This is a genomic window from Geomonas sp. Red276 (assembly GCF_054784495.1).
Genome location: NZ_BLXW01000025.1, coordinates 18,825 through 37,754, shown reverse-complemented (window position 1 = coordinate 37,754; position 18,930 = coordinate 18,825). Strand labels below are relative to the sequence as shown.

Here is an 18,930-nt window from a genome sequence, read left to right as displayed (position 1 = left end):
AGGGAGGTGTTAAAATCTTCCCTCACCCGGCCTCCGGCCACCCGGAGAGTATCAGTACAGCCCGTGCAGCGGGCCGCCGGGGGCGGCCAGTTCGTCGACCTTTCTTTCCACCGCCGGGTCCTCGATCAAAGGCGGCGCATGGTGCGGCTTCACCCGGGCGTCGATCACCATCGGGCCCCGGCACCCCCACTGCTTGCAGGAGGTGAAGGCTCCCACGCCATAGATATCGGCGGCGGGATCGGAGCGGGTGAAGGTAACCCATAGGAAGTTATTGAGGGTGGCGGCCGTGAACCGGCTGTCGTCGCAGACCACGATGAGCGGCATCCCCTCCAGCCCCGGCACCCCTTCCAGGGTCCGGCAGAGCTCATCCATGTCGGGATCGTCCGCCCCCTTGGCCAGCTTGCAGGTGGGCGCCTGCACGGCCAGCACACCCGGAAGGCAGATCGCCGGGCGGGAGAATCCGGCCGGGAGCCGCAGTTCACCGGGTACCTCGGTAGCAAGCGTCCGGCGCTTCTCACCGATGGCCGCCATCACCACCTTGGAGCCGCTGTTCAGTCCGCTGCCGGAGTAATCCAGGGTGTCCATGGTGGTGGCGGTCTGGAAATGGAGGTCGCGGGCAGGATCGATCCGCTCCAAGACGTGGGCGAGGAAAGCCGGGATGTCGTGGATATCGAGCTGCGGCGCGTCCTCGTGACAGCCGATCATCAGGTACTTGGCGAGCGACAGCTGCCCCTGGCCGAGCACCGCGTTGGCGATGGTGAGGATCTCCTGCGGAGTGCGCTTCTCGGCGTACGGGACATAGCGCTCGCTTCCCACCGCGAAAAGAAGCGGATGAACCCCGGCGGCATCGACCGCGTGGACGGCCTTCACCCCCGATATCACGGTGGGAATCAGCGGGCCGGTGAGCTCATGAATGAAGGCGCCGAAGGAGGTGTCCTCCTGGGGAGGGCGCCCCACCGTGGTGAAGGGCCAGATGGCGCCGTCGCGGTGGAAGACTTCCTCGACCTTCAGGACCGGGAAGTGGTGAGCCAGGCTGTAGTAGCCGAAATGGTCCCCGAAAGGCCCTTCCGGAAGGGTACGGGTGGGGTCGACGGTACCGGTGATGACGAAGTCTGCCTGGGCCGGGATGGGAAGGCCGCCGGGGCGGGCGATCATCTCGATCCGGTGGCCGGCCAAAAGCCCCGCGAAGGAGAGTTCCGGCATCCCCTCGGGAAGCGGCATGACGGCTGCCACCGTCATGGACGGGGCCCCGCCCACGAAGATGTTGACCTTGAACGGCTCCCCCTTCTCCAGCGCCTCGGCGTGATGAAAGCCGATGCCGCGATGGATCTGGTAGTGGAGCCCGATCTCCTCGTTCTGCTTGTAGGAGCCGCCGGAAAGCTGCACGCGGTACATCCCGAGGTTGGAATGGCGAAGGCCGGGGCTCGCCGCGCTTTCCGAGTAGACCTGGGGGAGCGTGATGAAGGCTCCGCCGTCATCGGGCCAGGACTTGAGCTGCGGGAGCTTGTCGACGGTGGTCCGGTGGGCCAGGATGGGTCCCTCCCCGACCGTCTTGGGGAGGAGATGCCAGGCCGCGGGAATGGCGGAGATGAAGGAGAAGGGATTCTTCAGCACGGCGCGGGGGTCGACTTTCATCTCCACCAGCTTCTCGATCCCCTTCAGGGTGTCCCGGAAGATGTACCTGGTCCTCTCCAGCGTTCCGAAGAGGTTCCCGAGCATGGGGAAACCGCTTCCCTTCACCCTGGTGAAAAGGAGCGCAGGCCCTCCGGCCTGGTAGACCCGCCGCTGGATCGAACCGATCTCGAGGTCGGCGGAGAGCTCAACATCAATTTTTCTCAAGGCACCCGTGCGTTCCAGGTCGGCGACACACGAAGCAAGGTCCCGGTAGCCCAATCGTTTCCCCCACGTGAAGCTTGAAATAAGCTGATATTTTTAATGCACCCCTGCGGTGAAGTCAATTAAAACCATCCCCTTGGCCCCGCTTTGGCCGTGTCCACCTCTCCCCCCTTCGGAAAGGTTCTTCCAGGAATTGCCGGCAAAGCCGCCGAACCTCCGTCCCCCACCTGTCAAAGGGGGGACAGGGGGGATTTCCAACGCAGCCGGCAAGGCAATCCCCCTAAATCCCCCTTTATCAAGGGGGGCTTTAAACACACCCCCGCGTTTCTCTGAAGAACCTTAGAAAAAGGGGAACTTCCCGCTTAAGGATTATGTTTATTCGGCGGCGATATTTGTGTTAGTCTCCGGCCAAGACACTGTTTGATCCGGCACCTACGGGAGGAACCCCTTCTTGCCCCGCTTCACCATCTTCAAGAAGATCCTGGTCAGCACCCTGCTTCTTTCGCTGCTGCCGTTACTGGTTTCCTCCCTCATTCTTCTTTTGAACCTGGAGGCGACCAACACGAAGCTCACGGCGGAGATTGCCGAGGCGGACGACCGGCAGGCCTCCGAGATGCTCAAGATGAGGGCTCGCGTGCTGGCCGAGAACGTCTCCGACTTTCTCCACCAGTGCGAAAGCGATCTCCTCTTCCTCTCCCAATCCCACCTCGACCGATCCGCGCTCTTCAACTTCTACCGCACCCGTCGAAGCGAGGTGTGGCTCCGCAGCGGGAACTCGTCCCTGCAGGACGAAAGCCACATGTTCCTCCCCGTCTACCGCTCCATCGCCATCATCGACCGGGCCGGTAACGAAAAACTGGTCATCCGTAACGGGGGCTTCCTCCCGGGGAGCGCCCTGAAGAACGTGGCCGATCCTGCCAACACGGAGTACAGGAGCGAGGAGTACTTCCGGAAGGTGGCCGCGCTCAAACCGGGCGGAATCTACGTCTCGCACGTGACCGGCTTCCACGTTTCCCGCGAAGAGCAGCTGGCGGGGGCCAGCGACCCGGAGAAGGCCTACCACGGGAAGAGCTATGAAGGGGTCGTCCGCTTCGGCTCCCCCCTTTTCGACCGCCACGGCCGCTTTTCCGGAATGGTCGTCCTGTCGCTCGACCACCAGCACCTGATGGAATTCACCCAGCACGTCGATCCCGGAAAGAGTTTCTCCACGGTCTTTCCGACCTACCGCAGCGGCAACTACGCGTTTCTCTTCGATGACGAAGGTTGGATCATCACCCACCCCAAGTTTTGGGATATCCGGGGAGTCGACCGTCACGGAAAGCTGGTCCCGCCCTACCGGAAAGATTCTTCCCCCGGGGCGATCAGAAGCGGCCGCATCCCCTTCAACCTCGACTACGCGGGCTTCATCCATCCAAGCTACCCCTTCGTCGCCTCCGAGGTGCGCAGGCAGAGGGAAGGATACGTCGACATCACCAACGTCGGGGGAGCCAAGAAGATCATGGCCTATGCCCCCATTCTCTACGACACCGGCGACTACAAGAAGCACGGGGTCTTCGGCGGCGTCACCATCGGTTTCCAGGTCGACCAGTTCCACGATGCGGCCAGGAAGGGGAGCCGGCTGATCAACCACCAGCTGGGCGAGCACCGGCAGACCAGCGCCATCATCCTTTTGGCCACCGCCTTCCTGTCGGCGCTTTCCGCCTGGCTCCTATCCCGCACCATCAGTGTCCCCCTGAGAGGACTCACCGACGGTGTCTCCAAACTCGCCGCCGGCGACAGCAGCATCCGGGTCGAGATCAACTCGGCCGACGAGATCGGCGTGCTGGCCGGCACCTTCAACTTCATGGCCGACGAACTGGAGCGTCGCAAGGAGAACATCCTCGCCACCCTCGACGAACTCCGCAAGTCCCGGCTGGAGATCATGGACGAGCGAAACTTCCAGAAGAGCGTCCTGGAAAGTATCTCGAGCGTCATCACCACCTTCTCCCCGGAAGGAAAGCTCACCTCCGTGAACGGAACCGGGATGATGTACCTCGGGGAACAGGCCCGGTTCGGGATGGACTACCGGGAAATATTCCAGGGGTGGGGGGACATGGCGGACAGGATGGGAGCGGTGCTGGCCGGCCATTGCGGCTACGGGCGCCAGGCGCTGAGGGTGGACCGCGGCGAAGGTATGACCCATTTCGAGATCGGTTTCTTCCCGATCGGGGCCGAGGCGGAAAAGGGGCTGACGGTCATCCTCCGTAACGAGACCGAGAAGGCCAAGCTCCAGGAGGAGATGATGCGGCTCGACCGGCTGGCTTCGCTGGGCAAGCTCTCGGCCGGTATCGCCCACGAGGTGAGAAACCCGCTGACGGGGATCTCCCTGCTCCTCGACGACCTCCACGACCAGGCGGCGTCGGGATCTGGGGACCAGCAGATGATCAAGAAGGCCTTGAGCGAGATCGAACGGGTCGAGAAGCTCATTTCGGCGCTTCTCAACTACTCCTCGCCGGTGCGCGCCGAGTTCCGCGAGTGCGACCTGAACCGGGTGGTGTCGGACACCGTCTTGCTGATGCGCCGCCAGTGCGAGCGCCAGAGGGTGCAGCTCACCCTCTCGCCGGGTGAGATCCCTCCCCTGCTCATCGACCCGGACCAGATGAGGCAGGCGGTCATGAACATGATCCGTAACGCCCTGGACGCCCTGCCGAACGGCGGGGAGATCGTGGTCGCCACCGCCCCCCTGGAAGACGGGGCCACCATCACCATCGGCGACAACGGAGCGGGGATCGCGGCGGAGGATCTGCCGCTCATCTTCGAGCCGTTCTTCACCAGGAAAGGGGCCGGCACCGGCCTCGGGCTGTCGATCACCCAGAGGATCGTCGAGGAGCACCGCGGGACCATCAAGGTCGACAGCACCCCCGGCAAGGGGACCCGGTTCACCATCGAGCTCCCGGTGACCCCATCCTCCCCCTGACCACCAAGTCCGCGATCCCCTCGCCCCTCTAGGGGAGAGGGGCAGGGGTGAGGGAGGTTTTAAAATCTACCCTCACCCGGCCTCCGGCCACCCTCTCCCCCCATGGGGGCGAGGGTAAATGAAAGAGGGACAGGGTGAGGATGGGGGAAAAACAACCGGCCCGGCCTGTAAATTGAGGGATACCAAAAGGAGCCGTTTGATGGAAAAGATCCTGATCATCGACGACGAGCCGTTTATCTGTGAAAACGTGCAGAGGATCCTCAGCGACGAGGGTTTCCAGGTGCTGAGCGCCTCCAGCAGCGCCGCCGCGCGGAGCCTCGTCGCCTCGGAGGAGATCGATCTCGCCCTCCTCGACCTGAACCTCGGCACCGAGGACGGCATCGACGTCCTCAAGGCTCTCAAGGAACTGGACCCGGAACTGCTGGTCATCATCATCACCGGCTACGGCTCGGTCGAGACGGCGGTGGAATCGCTCAAGCTGGGCGCCTTCCACTACATGAAAAAACCGTTCAAGGCCGACGCCCTGCGCCTGATCGTCAAGCTGGCGCTCAAGACCCAGACCCTCAAGCGGGAGGTGAGACAGCTCAAGCGCGCCGATGGGATGCTCCCGGGCCGCTCCCCCATCATCGGCCGAAGCCAGGCCTTCCAGAGGGTAGCGGGCCTCGTGCGGGAAATCGCCCGGATCCCCTCTACCGCGCTCATCACCGGCGAGTCCGGGACCGGCAAGGAGCTGGTGGCCCGCGCCATCCACGACCTGTCCGACCGCCGCGAGGCCCCCTTCATCGCCATCAACTGTGCCTCGGTCCCCGCCAACCTCCTGGAAAGCGAGCTCTTCGGCCACGAAAAGGGATCCTTCACCGGGGCGACCGGCCGCAAGAAGGGACTGCTGGAGGAGGCGGACCAGGGAACCGTCTTTTTGGACGAGATCGGGGAGATGGACATGGCCATGCAGGCGAAACTCCTGCGCGTCCTGCAGGAGCGGACGGTGCGCAGGGTCGGCGGCCTGAAGGACATCCCCATCGACGTACGGGTCATCGCCGCCACCAACCGCAACCTCCAGAAGCGGATCGCGGAGGGGACCTTCCGCGAGGACCTCTTCTACCGGCTCAACGTTTTTCCGATCCACATCCCTCCCCTCAGGGAGCGCACCGAGGATATCGACGCCCTGGCCGCCTATTTTCTCCACGACTTCAGCAGGGCCTTCGGGCGTGAATTCACCGGGGTCTCCGAGGAGGCCGCCCTCCTCATGAAAGGCTACCCCTGGCCCGGCAACGCCCGGGAGCTCAAGAACGTGATCGAGCGTATCTGCATCATGCAAAGCGGTCCGGTGCTCCTCCCCGAACACCTCCCCGTCGAGATTCGCGGGGCCGCCGACCGCCTTCTCCCCACCTCGGCTGCGGCCACCGCTGCGGCGCCCCTTCCCGCCGGAGTCGGCCTGGAGGAGGCGATCACCAGGTACGAGAAGGCCCTCATCGAAAACGCCCTCGCCGTGGCCGGCGGCAACGTGCTCCAGACCGCCGCCATCCTCAAGATCCCCCGCGGCACGCTCCGCTACAAGATGGACAAGTACGGCCTGTAGGCCGTCCCCCTCCCCTTTTTTGCCCTCACAGCTCCCCCCTTTACCGGGTGGCGGATCTTCGCCAGTTGGCTGAAATCCGCCACCTCTTGGCGGATTTCAGCCATCCCCCTTCCAATTCCAACCGGCATTTTAAACACGCCCACCACGCAAATTCAGCCACTTGCAAAATTCAGTTTATGGCACCGCCGTTGCATTCTAACGGCGTATCGTATACGGCATCACCACCGGATCATTAAGAACACCCGCAAAATGGAAGCGAGCGCAGTTTAAACGTGAGGTATCAAAGCACCCATCTCAAGGAGGAGAATCGATGAAGCTGAAAACGTTTTTTAAAGCACTGGCCGTAACGGCCGCCCTTGCCCTCCCCGTGTCGGCGTTCGCCGCGCAGGGGCCGATCGTGATCAAGTTCAGCCACGTGGTGGCCCAGAACACCCCCAAAGGCCAGGCCGCCGACTACTTCAAGAAGCTCGCCGAGCAGCGGACCCACGGCCGGGTCAAGGTCGAGGTCTACCCGAACAGCCAGCTCTACAAGGACAAGGAAGAGATGGAGGCCCTCCAGCTCGGTGCCGTCCAGATGCTCGCTCCTTCCCTCGCGAAATTCGCCCCCCTCGGCGTAAGGGAATTCGAGGTTTTCGACCTCCCGTTCATCTTCGACAACTACCAGGACCTGCACAAGGTCACCCAGGGACCGGTCGGCGCGAAGCTCCTCAAGAAGCTCGAGCCTAAAGGGATCCTCGGCCTCGCCTACTGGGACAACGGCTTCAAGGTCATGAGCGCCAACAAGCCGCTGAAAACCGTGGCCGACTTCCGTGGTCAGAAGATGCGTATCCAGTCCTCGAAGGTGCTCGACAGCCAGATGAGGTCGGTCGGCGCCATCCCGCAGGTGCTCGCCTTCTCCGAGGTTTACCAGGCCCTGCAGACCGGCGTCGTCAACGGCACCGAGAACCCTCCCTCCAACCTGTACACCCAGAAGATGCACGAGGTTCAAAAGTACGTCACCCTTTCCGACCACGGCTACCTCGGTTATGCCGTCATCGTTAACAAGAAGTTCTGGGACGGGCTGCCGAAGGACATCAGGGCCACCCTGGAGCAGTGCATGAGGGAAGCCACCAAGTTCGCCAACGACGTCGCCAAGAAGGATAACGACGAGGCGCTGGCCGGCGTGAGGAAATCCGGGCGCTCCCAGATCATCACCCTGAGCAAGCAGGAGCGGGCGCAGTGGAAAAAGGCGATGGACAAGGCCCACAAGGAGAACATGAACCGGATCGGGGCGGATATCGTCAGGGAAGTCTACGCCGCCACCGGCTACCGGGCGAACTAAATCAACACCAGCAGGTCGCCTCAACGGGGGCCGCTGCCGGCCTGGCAGCGGCCCTTATAGCGACTTCGCCAGGAGACGCATCATGAAATACCTCGATCACCTCGAGGAAGCGATCATCACCTTCCTCATGGGGGCGGCAACGCTCATCATCTTCGTTTCCATCGTCCACCGCTATGCGGCCGGCCTGCCGATCCCGGGCATCCAGGACTGGCTGATCAACCTCAACCTGAGCTGGGCCCAGGAGCTCTGCATCTACATGTTCGTCTGGATGGCCAAGTTCGGTGCCGCCTACGGGGTCCGCTCGGGGATCCACGTCGGCGTGGACGTGCTGGTCAACCGGCTCCCCGTCGACTGGCGAAAGAAAGGGGTGGTGATCGCCATCATCTGCGGCGCTCTCTTCACCGGCATCATCGGTACCCTGGGTGCCCGCTTCGTCTGGGAGAACGGCGCGCACTACGCGTTCTTCCACCGGTTCGGGCTTGCGACCGGCGATCTCCCCGAAGGCCCGATCACGCCGGACCTGGAATGGCCGACCTGGGTGGTCTACTCGGCGGTGCCGCTCGGCTCGTACCTCATGTGCTTCCGGTTCCTGCAGGTGGGGTGGCGTTTCCTGAAAACCGGCGAGATGCCGCACCATGACGAAGCGCATGTCGATGGCCTCGAAGAGGAAACCGCGAAAACGTCAGAGCATACGCTTGCCGCAGGAGGTGCAGAACAATGAGTGCAATGGAACAGGCAACCGCAGTACAAGTCATGAGCAAGCCCCGGGCTGCGGCGTGGCTGATCGGCATTGCGGCCGTGCTGGGCGGCGTGGCCATGTACTATGGCAACGTGGGGATCGTTTTCGCCCTGCTGCTGGCGCTGATGCTGACCGGGGTCCCGGTCTCCATCGCCCTGGGCCTCACCGTCCTCACCTTCCTCTACCTGATGACCAACGTGCCGATCGAGGCGGTCGCCTTGAAGCTCTTCACCGGCATCGAGAAGTTCGAGATCATGGCGATCCCGTTCTTCATCCTGGCGGGTAACTTCCTGACCCACGGCGGCGTGGCGAGGAGGATGATCGACTTCGCGACCAGCATGATCGGCCACCTGCACGGAGGCCTGGCCCTGGCCGGCATCCTCGCCTGCGCCATGTTCGCCCTGGTCTGCGGCTCGAGCGTCGCCACCGTGGTCGCCATCGGCTCGATCATCCTGCCGGCCATGGTGCAGCACGGCTACCCGATGAGGTTCGGCGCCGGGGTCATCGTCTGTGCCGGATCACTCGGGATATTGATGCTGCCATCCATCCCGAAGGTCATCTACGCCATCTCGACCAACACATCGATCGGCGCCCTCTTCGTGGCCGGCCTCATTCCCGGCATCCTGCTTACCATCATGCTCTGCGCGGTAACCTGGTACGTCTCCAAGAAGAGGAACTACAAAAGGCTCGAGAAGGCGTCCTGGGGACAGCGGATCACCGCCTTCCGCAGGAGCGTCTGGGGATTGATGCTGGTCGTCATCATCGTCGGCGGCATCTACAGCGGCATCTTCACCGCGACCGAAGCGGCCGCCATGTCCGCCGTCTACGCCTTCTTCATCTCGGTCTTCGTCTACAAGGATCTCTCGATGAGGGACGTGCCGAAGGTCCTTCTCAAGTCGGCCAACCTCTCCGCGATGCTTTTGTACATCATCACCAACGCGGTACTCTTCTCCTTCCTGATGTCCAACGAGAACATCCCGCAGGCCATGGCGGACTGGATCCTCGGCAAGGACCTCGGCGTGGTGACCTTCCTCATCTTCGTGAACCTGGTTCTCCTTTTGGCCGGCAACGTCATGGAGCCGTCGTCGATCATCCTGATCTTCGCCCCGATCCTCTTCCCCGCCGCCGTCCGTCTCGGCATCGATCCGGTCCACTTCGGCATCCTCATCGACGCCAACATGGAAGTAGGCCTCTGCCATCCCCCGGTCGGGCTCAACCTGTATGTCGCCAGCGGCATCTCGAAGTTGAGTATCACGGAATTGACAGTGGCGGTCCTACCATGGCTGATGACCATGGTGGTCTTCCTGATCATCGTGACCTACTGGCCGTCGCTTTCTATCTGGCTCCCGAAGATGATGGGGATGATGTAACCAAGGAAGGTGCGAGATGCCGAACCATCTGCTTATCTATGTCATAGTGGCACTCAACGCGGCGTGCCACCCCTTCCTGATCTGGCGGCTGAGACTGTCCAAGGGAGAGAAATGGGCTCATGCCGCGGCGGCGATAGCCGCGCCGTTACTGGTAATGTCGGTCATGCGCCTGCTTGTTGCAGTAGGAGCGATCCATGCGAGGGTGGCCGAGCAGGGAGGGGCCGAGCGCGCGATCACGACGCTGGCCAGCATCCTTCTCATCGTATCCCCCCTGCTGGCGACCGTTGCCGGGTTCAGCCGCAGCAGAAAATCGGCCCAGGCTATACCCCCATCCTCCCCCCAGCCCACCTCTTGAAGTGGGGGAGAGCTGGCCTAAGCGGACCGAAGCTTGAGGGAAGCCTCGGCATCGGAACGGGGGCCGGCAAAACCAAACAATAAAAAGGGGCCCGGCAATCTGCCGGGCCCCTTTTTGTTTATCCAGAAGGTAACCGCCGTTGTTAGCATATAAGATTACAGGGGTTCTTCGGTAACTTGTTTCCTGATTTTGAAGAATCCGCGTTAATCCGCTAAATCCGCGTCATCCGCGTTCTAATGCTTTTGCCTGGCGTCATCAGTCGGTTTATTTCTTGAGCAGCATCTCCATGAGGCGATAGCCCTCCTCCACCACGACACCGGTCGCGGCGGCAGAGGTCTCGCTGTACCCTTCCACGCCCGCCTTCGCCTGCTGTTCTCCGCTGTAGAGGACGAAGGGAACCGGATCGGAGGTATGGGTCATCAGGGAGACCGGCGTCGGGTGGTCCGGCGCGCAGAGGACGCGGTACTCGCCGTACTGCTTGATCCCCTCGAGGACGGGGCCCACCACGAGCTCGTCGAAGCATTCGATGGCCTTGATCTTGTCGTCGAGTTTGCCGGAGTGGGAGGCCTCGTCCGGCGCTTCCACGTGCACGAAGACGTAGTCGTGATCCTTCAGCGCGGCGACGGCCGCCTCGGCCTTACCCTGGAAGTTGGTGTCAAGGTAGCCGGTGGCGCCGGGGACGTTGATGATGTCGAGCCCGGCGTAGACCCCGATCCCCTTGATCAGGTCGACCGCCGAGATGACCGCGCCGGTCAGCCCGAACTTGTCGGCGAAGCGGTCCATGGCCGGGGCCTTGCCCTGCCCCCACAGCCACATGGAGTTGGCCGGAAGCTCGCCCTTGGCGGCCCGCCGCTTGTATTGCGGATGGTTGTTGAAGATCATCTGCGATGAGTTCATCAGGTAGATGAGCTTGTCGGCCCCCTCCCCGCTCGGGAGGTAGCTGAGAATATCCTGGCCGGTGATGTCGTGGGGAGGAGTCGCCTTGATCTGCTCCTTGCCGCCATGCCAGACCATGAGGTGACGGTAGCTCACGCCGGGATGGAAGGAGAACTCGTCGTCGCCGAGCTGGCGCTGGAGGTCCTCCACCAGTTCGCGGCCGTCGGCGGTGGTGATGTGGCCGGCGGAGTAGTCCTCCATGATGAGGCGGCCGCCGCGGGCATCGAGGGAGACCAGGTTGAGGCGGAAAGCGACATCGTCGGGGCCGAGAGAGACCCCCATGCTGGCAGCCTCGAGCGGAGAGCGGCCGGTATAGCAGGAGGCGGGGTCGTAGCCGAACATGGAGAGGTTGGCCACGTCGCTTCCCGGCGGATAACCGGCCGGCACCGTCTTGGCCAGGCCGAGGACGCCGCGCTGGGCGATGTAATCCATGTTGGGGGTTTTCGCCGCCTGCAGCGGGGTTTTACCGTCCAGGGCCGCTATCTGCTGATCCGACATGCCGTCGCCGAGCAGTACCACGTACTTCATCGAAAGTTCCTCTTTAGCTTGGGAAGTGCATTGCAAGTGCATTGCAATAAAAAATGACCCTACCTATCTAGCAGGGAATGGGGGTGCAGGTCAACCCCATCGTAACCTTAACGGCAATCGCGGGGTGGGCAGCCCCCTGCCCACCATTCCCTTTAAGCTCCGCGTGGACAGGGGGTGCCCATCCCAACCGGATAGGGCGCGGAGGTAAAAGATGGTCCGCGTTTGTTAATGTAAGCCCACCTTTTTTTAATATGGCATCTGCTTTATCTTAAACACGGTCTTGTTTAAAAAAAAGCACGGCTCCTCATCGGTACGGAGTAGCGATTTCAACACCACGCACCCCGCCTTTCGATTTCTCAGCCACGGCTTTCCGTTACGAGACAGGGTAAGGGCCCGAGAGATGCCGGTTATTTACTCACCCACCCCTTCAAAAGGACCGGCATGCCCGCTTCGGTTAGAACAGACTCCTGCTCGCATTAATGTAGGCAGGTGATTTACATAAACATGATCAGCTTTTGTAAAAACCCGACCTTCTATTAATAAAAGCGACGTTGCTTTTCCTTAAGTGACACCGGCTATGGCTTAAGTAAAGCCATCATTAACTTTTCACCCCCGCGGATGGAACTCTGCGTGGAGCCGCTTGAGCCTTTCCCGGGTCACATGGGTGTAGATCTGCGTCGAGGAAAGGTCGGCGTGCCCAAGCATTATCTGCACGCTGCGAAGGTCGGCCCCGTTTTCCAGCAGATGGGTGGCGAACGAGTGCCGCAGCGTGTGGGGCGAGATGTTCTTCACGATCCCCGACTGCAGCGCCCTCTTCTTGACGATGTTCCAGAACGACTGCCGGGTCATTCCATCTCCCAGCCTGGTCAGAAACAAAAGCGGGGAGGTCCCCTCCTTCAAGAGATCCTCCCGGGCCTCCACGAGGTAGCGGCTGACCGCCCGGCAGGCGCTGTCCCCCATGGGAACCAGCCTCTCCTTCTCCCCCTTGCCGATGGTCATCAGGTATCCGGCGGAGAGGTTCACGTCCGAAAGTTTCAATCCCACCAGCTCGGAAACCCTGAGCCCCGTCGCGTAGAGAAGCTCCAGCATCGCCTTGTCCCGCAATTCGCCCGCCCCGGTTTCGAGCGGCGAGCAGAGGAGCGCCTCCACTTCCCGGCCGCTCAGCACGGTGGGAAGCTTGTGCACCCCCTTGGGGGCCTCGATGATGGAGGTCGGGTTGCTGTCGCAGTACCCTTCGGTGACCAGGAAGCGGTGGAACATGCGGAGAGCGGAGAGCGCGCGGGCGCGGCTGCGGGGGGCGATACCCTCGTCTTTGAGCCGGGCGAGGTAGGAAGCGATGTCGGTGGGGGTGACGCCGCCGGGGGATCTCCCCTCCCCGAGGAAGCGGAGGTAGCGGGCCAGGTCCCGGCCGTAGGAGGCCACCGTGTTGGCGGCGGCCCCCTTCTCGACCAGGAGGTAATTCAGAAAGAGATCGACAAAAGAGTCCACTAGTCCTTGTCGATGGCGGCTAAGAGCTCGCGCCGGATCTCCTCGAGCTTGCCCGGATCGGTGATCTTCTGCCCGAAGATGTCTTTGACGTAGAAGGTGTCGGCGACCTGGTCGACCTTGGTGGAGATCTTGGAGACGCCGATGTAGAGGCCGAGCCGGGTCAGGGTACTGGTGATGTTGTAGAGGAGCCCGACCTTGTCGTGGGCGTAGATGTCGATGACCGTGTAGTCCGTCGACACCTCGTTGTCGATCTCCACCCGGGCGGGCTGGGTCGGCTTGGCCTTCTCGGTGAGGATGCTCGGCCGGTGGCGTTTGGCCACCAGCGCGCCCACCCGTACTTTCCCCTGCAGCACCTGGGCGAGGTCCGATTCGAAGCGCGCCCAGCGGCTCTCCTCGGTGATGACGAACCCCTGCGGAGAGTTGACCTGGAGGATGTCGAGTACCTTCTCGTTGGTGTTGGTGTGGATCTGCGCCCCGAGGATGTTCATCCCGTTGGCCGCCATCACCCCGGTGATCATCGAGAAGAGCCCCGGGATGTCGTAGGTGCAGACCGTGCAGGTCGTGTATCCGCTGGAGACCTCGTGGGCGATCTTGACCTGCAAGAGCAGCTCGCCGCGCAGGTTGAGCAGGATCCTCAAATGTCCGGCGATGATGTCCGGCTTGTAGGAGAGCAGGTGCCGGGTGGAGAGTGCCTGCAGCTCGTCCTTGATGAGCTGGTGCGGGAAGTCGTCGGCCAAAAGGTCGAAGACCGCCCTCTTCACCCGCTTCACCCGGTCGCCGGAGGCCTCCAGCTTGAAGTCCCCCCGCTCGAGCACGGTGAAGGCCTTCTCGTAGAGCTCCTGGAGCAAAAGCGCCTTCCACTCGGTCCAGACGTCGGGCCCCACCGCCTTGATGTCCGCGTAGGTCAGGAGGTAGAGCATCTTCAGGTTCTCGCTCTTCTCCATCTGGCGGGCGAACTGGATGATCATCCGCTCGTCGTGCAGGTCGCGGCGCTGGGCGATGTGGGCCATCAGGAGGTGGTGGCGGACCAGGAACTGCAGCCGCTCGGCGTCCTCCTTGATGAGCCCCATGCGGCGGGCGATGGTCTTGCTGAGCTCGGCCCCGATCTCCGCGTGGCCGCCCCCCGACCCCTTCCCGATGTCGTGCAGCATGACGGCCAGAAGGAGCAGGTAGCGCTTGTCGATCTCCAGGGAGAGCTGGGTCAAAAGCGGCAGGTCGTCCCGATGATCGCCGCGCCAAAGCTTGGTGATCTCCTCGACGGCGAACAGGGTGTGGGTGTCGACCGTGTAGATATGGTAGACGTCGTGCTGGACCTTGCAGTAGATCCTTTCGAACTCGGGGATGAAGCGGTTCAAAAAGCCCAAGTGGTGCATCTGCTGGAGGGTCTCGGCCACCAGCTTCTCGGACTGCAGGATGTTGACGAAGGAGGCGTTGGCCTCTTTCGAGCGGCGGACCTTGTCGTTGACGAGGTCGAGGTTCTCACGGATCAGCCGCTTGGTGTTGATGTTGAGGTTGACCCCCTGCTTCTGGGCGTACTCGAAAATCTTCACGAGCCGGACCGGGTCCTTCTCGATCACCGACTCGTCCGGCACCACCAGCTCGCCCCGCATCACGTAGAAGCCATCTCCCACCGGGCGGCGGGTGAAGTAGCCGAGAATCTTACTCTTGCTGTCTTCGCGGCGGCTGCATTTGGTGATTAAAAGCGAGCAGAAGTGCTCGACGTGGTTGGCGTGCAGGTAGAAGTCCTGCATGAACTGCTCGACCGCCAGCGTCTTCCCCTTGTCGTGGTAGCCAAAAAAGCGCGCCACCGAGATCTGGTTGTCGAAGGTGAGCTGGTCGTTCTTCCTCCCCGCCGCGTAGTGGAGCTCGTTGCGGATCCGCCAGATGTAGGAGAGGGAGTCGTAGTAGACCTTGAGCTCGTCCTCGGAGAGGACCCCCTTGGTGATCAGCTCCTTGGGCTCGTCCACCTTGTACTTGATCTTGGCGATCCACATGGCGGTGTGGAGGTCGCGCAGGCATCCCTCCCCTTCCTTGAGGTTCGGTTCCAGGATGTAGACACTGGAGCCGTACTTCTCCCGCCTCTTCTTGAGCTCCTCGACCTTCTCCGTGATGAAGGCGTCGCTTCTCTTGGCGAGCACCTGGCTCACCATGACCTTCTTAAGCTCGGCGAAAAGGGACTGGCTCCCGGTCAGAAGCCGCGCGTCCAGAAGGGCGGTCTTCACCGTGGTGTCGTTGTTGGCCATCTCGACGCAGTCGGTCAAGTTACGCACCGAGTACCCGACGTCCAGCCTCAGGTCCCACAGGAAGTACAAGAGGCGGTTGGCGATCTCCTCCACCCTTTTGACGTCCTTGCCGGAATAAAGGAACATCAGGTCGAGGTCGGAGTAGGGGTTCAACTCCATGCGGCCGTAGCCCCCCACCGCCACCAGGGCGAGCTCCCCCACCTTCCCGATGTGCAGGTCTTCGGAAAGGGCGGTGAAGAGGGTGGTGACGAGGTCGTCGGTCATGGCGGTGATGGAATCCACCACGTCCTTGCCGCTCTCCCCCTCCCGGTGCTCGCGCTTGGACTCCTCACGGAAATGCTCCAGGAACTCACGGGCGGCGGCCAGGTAGGCACCCCGCTTCTCCTCGAAAGTATGGGAGGCCCCCATGAGCGACTGGGGGAGGTATCCTTTTATGTTCAGACGGCGCATTTACTCTTCCTTGGCAATCCTTACCACCTGGAGCACACCCGGGAACGCCTGGATGTCGGCCTCAGGCAGGTTCTCCGTGTCGCCGATGACACCGATGATGACCCGGTTGGCGCCGGTAGACTGGTGAATGTCATACCCGCGTTCGATGAGGTAAGCCTTGATTCTCTCCTGGGCTTCGGTGTCCGCTCCCTTGCGCATCACTATCAGCACGATTCACTCCTCTCGGATTTTCCGCCGGGGCAGATACGGCAAAGCCGGCTTGGGCATGGCCCCGGCCGGCCTCGTTGCCTGACTCCCTGCGGTCATCTTCTGTACGCCGGGAGAAAGCCTTCCGGCAGTTATAATTTCGAAATTCGCGTTCAGCCTACTCGGTCAACCCTTCCCTCCCCTTCACGGGGAAGGCTGGGGTGAGGATGGGGGGCGCTTGTTCCCCGAAGCTCAGCGCTCCCCGGCGGTCATGATCCTCTCCAGGCGGCGGGATTCGTCCACCACCCTCTCGAAGAGACGGACGATGGCCTCGTCGTCCAGGGGGCCGGGGTTCTCCTGGGTCATCCGGTTGAAGATCCGTTTCTCGCGGGCCGGGTCGTATACCGGAAGCCCCAGCCCCTTCTTGATCTCTCCGATCCTCAGGGCCAGCGAGGCCCGCTCGTTGAAGATCCGCAACAGTTCGCTGTCCAGCCGGTCGATGTTATCCCTGATCTCGTCTATGGTCATCGGCGCCTCAGAACTGCTTCTTGATGATGGTGTCACGCTTCCAGTTGACGTCGTCCAGTTGCGGGTAGTCGATGTTGTAGTTGAGGCCGCGGGACTCCTTGCGCATCTGCGCGCAGGAGACGATCAGCTTGGCGACGGTGGCGATGTTCCTCAATTCGATCAGGTCGGAGGTCACGATGAAGTTCCAGTAGTACTCCTCGATCTCGTCCTGGATCAGGTCGATGCGGCGCATGGCCCGGGCGAGCCTCTTGTCGGAGCGGACGATGCCGACGTAGTTCCACATGAAGCGCCTGATCTCGTCCCAGTTCTGGGAGACCACCACCATCTCGTCGGAGTTGGTGGCGGTGCCGGCATCCCACTCGGGGAAGACCGGGGCGGAGAAATCGCTGTTCTTCAGGGTCTCCACCGCGTGCTTGAAGGCGCGGCCGGCGTAGACGGCGGCCTCGAGGAGCGAGTTGGAGGCCAGACGGTTGCCGCCGTGCAGGCCGGTGAAGGCGACCTCGCCGATGGCGTAGAGGTGCTTCACGTCGGTCTCGGCGTTGGTATCCACCGCCACCCCGCCGCAGAGGTAGTGGGCGGCGGGAACAACCGGGATCATGTCGCGGGTCATGTCGATGCCGAACTCGAGGCAGGTCTGGTAGATGTTGGGGAAACGGCCGGTGATGTAGGAGGCGTCCCGGTGGGTGATGTCGAGGTAGACGCAGTCGTCGCCGTGGGTCTTCATCTCGTTGTCGATGGCGCGGGCCACGATGTCGCGCGGCGCCAGGTCCTTCAGCTTGTGGTAGCGCTCCATGAAGGCGGTGCCGTCGCGGCGCCTGAGGATCGCCCCCTCACCCCTCACCGCCTCGGAGATCAGGAAGGAACGGGCGTGGGGATGGTAGAGGGTGGTCGGATGGAACTGCATGAACTCCATGTTGGAGATGGTGGCGCCCGCGCGGTAGGCCATGGCGACGCCGTCGCCGGTGGCGACGTCGGGGTTGCAGGTGTAGAGGTACACCTTGCCCGCCCCGCCGGAGGCTAAGAGCGTGATGCGGGCGGCGAAGGATTTCACCGCGCCGGTCTGCTTGTCGAGCACGTGGGCCCCGAGGCAGCGGTTGACCGCCACGGGGCTCTTCTTAAGCTTCGCCTCGGTGACCAGGTCGATGGCTATGTGGTTCTCGTAGATGGTGATGTTGGGGTGCCCCTTGACCACCTCCACCAGGGCGCGCTCGATCTCGCGGCCGGTGACGTCCTCGGCGTGGAGGATGCGGCGGGCGGAGTGCCCACCCTCCCGGGTCAGGTCGTAGACCCCGCCGTTCTTGGTGAACTGCACCCCCCACTCGATGAGGCTCGCGATGACGCCGGGCCCCTCCTCGACCACCATGCGGACCACGTCCTCATGGCAGATGCCGGCACCCGCCACCAGGGTATCCTGGACGTGGGCGTCGAAAGAGTCCTCGGCGCTGGAGACGGTGGCGATCCCCCCTTGCGCGTAGTTGGTGGCCGATTCCGATATATCTTTCTTGGTGACCACAGCGACCGTGCCGTAGGCGGCGGCCTGCAGGGCGAAGGAGAGCCCGGCGATACCGCTGCCGATCACCAGAAAATCACTTTGCACCTTCATTTTTTCCCCCGGGCGGAGCTTTGGAATGCGGAGTACTATCCGGAAAACCAGCGGATTATTGACCCCCGGGGTACTTTTGTCAAGCCTTTTGGCAGGTTAGGTCACCTGGTCATATATTAGGCCTTGAATTCTAATGGTTATTGTTCTATATCTTTTCAGTGCGTTTTTTTTCCCCATTTAGCCAAGGAAGGTCACGCGCTTGAAGCGATACGTCATCCTTTTCGCCCTCGTGGCGCTGGCCCCCGCGGCAGTCACTATACCTGCCCCCGCCCGCGCGGATATCTACCGGTACGAGGACCCCGACGGCACCCTTCATTTCACCGATGCGCCCACCGACAAGCGGTTCAAGATTTTCATGCGGGACATCAAGAAGGACAAGAAGCTCCGGACGGCCTTCAAGCTGCCGGGGTACGCGAGGAATCCCGCCGAGTTCGAGCCGATCATCGCCGCCTGCTCCAGGAAATACGGGGTGGACGTCGCGCTGGTCAAGGCGGTGATCCATGCCGAGTCCGGGTACAACCCGAACGCGGTCTCGTCCAAGGGGGCGCAGGGGCTCATGCAGCTGATGCCCAAGACCGCCCAGGGACTCAAGGTGGCCGACATGATGAATCCTTCCGACAACATCCAGGGGGGGGTGCGCTACCTGAGGTTTCTTTTGGACACCTTCCGGGGGGACGAATCGCTGGCCCTGGCGGCCTACAACTCCGGACTGGGGAACGTAGCCAAGTACGGCGGGATTCCCCCCTTCCAGGAAACCAGAAACTACGTGGCCAAGGTACTGAGCTACCGGAATACCTACCGCTAGAAGGATT

The 18,930-nt window shown here is 62.3% G+C and carries 14 protein-coding genes; 7 read left to right on the top strand and 7 right to left on the bottom strand.

Annotation, left to right across the window (positions count from 1 at the left end):
- Positions 1-51 precede the first annotated feature (51 nt).
- Entirely contained in the window at positions 52-1,893 is a 1,842-nt protein-coding gene (locus ACYVL5_RS16495) for a UbiD family decarboxylase (protein ID WP_460596669.1), read from the bottom strand.
- A gap of 394 nt (positions 1,894-2,287) precedes the next feature.
- Between ACYVL5_RS16495 and ACYVL5_RS16490 the strand changes: the two genes are divergently transcribed.
- From ACYVL5_RS16490 to ACYVL5_RS16465, 6 genes are all read left to right on the top strand, one after another.
- Complete coding sequence (locus tag ACYVL5_RS16490) at positions 2,288-4,792, top strand: ATP-binding protein (protein WP_460596668.1); 2,505 nt, start codon at positions 2,288-2,290, stop codon at positions 4,790-4,792.
- Between the two features lie 199 nt (positions 4,793-4,991).
- A complete protein-coding gene (locus ACYVL5_RS16485; RefSeq protein ID WP_460596667.1) occupies positions 4,992-6,371 on the top strand; it encodes a sigma-54-dependent transcriptional regulator in 1,380 nt (459 codons plus the stop codon).
- Between the two features lie 310 nt (positions 6,372-6,681).
- Positions 6,682-7,692, top strand: a complete 1,011-nt coding sequence (locus tag ACYVL5_RS16480) for a TRAP transporter substrate-binding protein (RefSeq protein WP_460596666.1) — start codon at positions 6,682-6,684, stop codon at positions 7,690-7,692.
- 82 nt (positions 7,693-7,774) lie between these two features.
- Positions 7,775-8,413, top strand: a complete 639-nt coding sequence (locus ACYVL5_RS16475; RefSeq protein ID WP_460596665.1) for a TRAP transporter small permease — start codon at positions 7,775-7,777, stop codon at positions 8,411-8,413.
- Positions 8,410-9,801, top strand: coding sequence for a TRAP transporter large permease (locus ACYVL5_RS16470; RefSeq protein ID WP_460596664.1), 1,392 nt, complete (start codon positions 8,410-8,412; stop codon positions 9,799-9,801). The genes ACYVL5_RS16475 and ACYVL5_RS16470 overlap by 4 nt, the downstream gene beginning before the upstream one ends.
- A 16-nt stretch (positions 9,802-9,817) precedes the next feature.
- Complete coding sequence (locus tag ACYVL5_RS16465; RefSeq protein ID WP_460596663.1) at positions 9,818-10,156, top strand: hypothetical protein; 339 nt, start codon at positions 9,818-9,820, stop codon at positions 10,154-10,156.
- A gap of 264 nt (positions 10,157-10,420) precedes the next feature.
- Here ACYVL5_RS16465 and ACYVL5_RS16460 read toward each other — a convergent pair whose 3' ends face one another.
- From ACYVL5_RS16460 to nadB, 6 genes are all read right to left on the bottom strand, one after another.
- On the bottom strand, positions 10,421-11,620 hold the full coding sequence (locus ACYVL5_RS16460) for a cofactor-independent phosphoglycerate mutase (RefSeq protein WP_460596662.1): 1,200 nt from the start codon (positions 11,618-11,620) through the stop codon (positions 10,421-10,423).
- Positions 11,621-12,226: 606 nt separating this feature from the next.
- Entirely contained in the window at positions 12,227-13,108 is an 882-nt protein-coding gene (gene xerD / locus ACYVL5_RS16455) for a site-specific tyrosine recombinase (protein ID WP_460596661.1), read from the bottom strand.
- Positions 13,108-15,801 carry a bifunctional uridylyltransferase/uridylyl-removing protein GlnD gene (glnD, locus tag ACYVL5_RS16450; RefSeq protein WP_460596660.1) on the bottom strand — a complete coding sequence of 898 codons (2,694 nt, stop codon included), beginning with the start codon at positions 15,799-15,801 and terminating at the stop codon, positions 13,108-13,110. The genes xerD and glnD overlap by 1 nt, the downstream gene beginning before the upstream one ends.
- On the bottom strand, positions 15,802-16,011 hold the full coding sequence (locus tag ACYVL5_RS16445) for a hypothetical protein (protein ID WP_460596659.1): 210 nt from the start codon (positions 16,009-16,011) through the stop codon (positions 15,802-15,804).
- Positions 16,012-16,239: 228 nt separating this feature from the next.
- Entirely contained in the window at positions 16,240-16,515 is a 276-nt protein-coding gene (gene pheA / locus ACYVL5_RS16440; protein ID WP_460596658.1) for a chorismate mutase, read from the bottom strand.
- 7 nt (positions 16,516-16,522) lie between these two features.
- Entirely contained in the window at positions 16,523-18,118 is a 1,596-nt protein-coding gene (gene nadB, locus ACYVL5_RS16435; protein ID WP_460596657.1) for an L-aspartate oxidase, read from the bottom strand.
- 214 nt (positions 18,119-18,332) lie between these two features.
- On the opposite strand from nadB, the gene ACYVL5_RS16430 reads away from it, so the two are divergent.
- Complete coding sequence (locus ACYVL5_RS16430; protein ID WP_460596700.1) at positions 18,333-18,923, top strand: transglycosylase SLT domain-containing protein; 591 nt, start codon at positions 18,333-18,335, stop codon at positions 18,921-18,923.
- Positions 18,924-18,930: the final 7 nt, after the last annotated feature.

Excerpts from the sequence above, each read along its gene's own strand:
- ACYVL5_RS16460 (WP_460596662.1), bottom strand. The coding sequence starts at position 11,620 with ATGAAGTACGTGGTACTGCTCGGCGACGGCATGTCGGATCAGCAGATA.
- nadB (WP_460596657.1), bottom strand. The coding sequence starts at position 18,118 with ATGAAGGTGCAAAGTGATTTTCTGGTGATCGGCAGCGGTATCGCCGGG.
- ACYVL5_RS16470 (WP_460596664.1), top strand. The coding sequence starts at position 8,410 with ATGAGTGCAATGGAACAGGCAACCGCAGTACAAGTCATGAGCAAGCCC.
- ACYVL5_RS16465 (WP_460596663.1), top strand. The coding sequence starts at position 9,818 with ATGCCGAACCATCTGCTTATCTATGTCATAGTGGCACTCAACGCGGCG.
- glnD (WP_460596660.1), bottom strand. The coding sequence starts at position 15,801 with ATGCGCCGTCTGAACATAAAAGGATACCTCCCCCAGTCGCTCATGGGG.
- pheA (WP_460596658.1), bottom strand. The coding sequence starts at position 16,515 with ATGACCATAGACGAGATCAGGGATAACATCGACCGGCTGGACAGCGAA.
- ACYVL5_RS16485 (WP_460596667.1), top strand. The coding sequence starts at position 4,992 with ATGGAAAAGATCCTGATCATCGACGACGAGCCGTTTATCTGTGAAAAC.
- ACYVL5_RS16475 (WP_460596665.1), top strand. The coding sequence starts at position 7,775 with ATGAAATACCTCGATCACCTCGAGGAAGCGATCATCACCTTCCTCATG.
- ACYVL5_RS16480 (WP_460596666.1), top strand. The coding sequence starts at position 6,682 with ATGAAGCTGAAAACGTTTTTTAAAGCACTGGCCGTAACGGCCGCCCTT.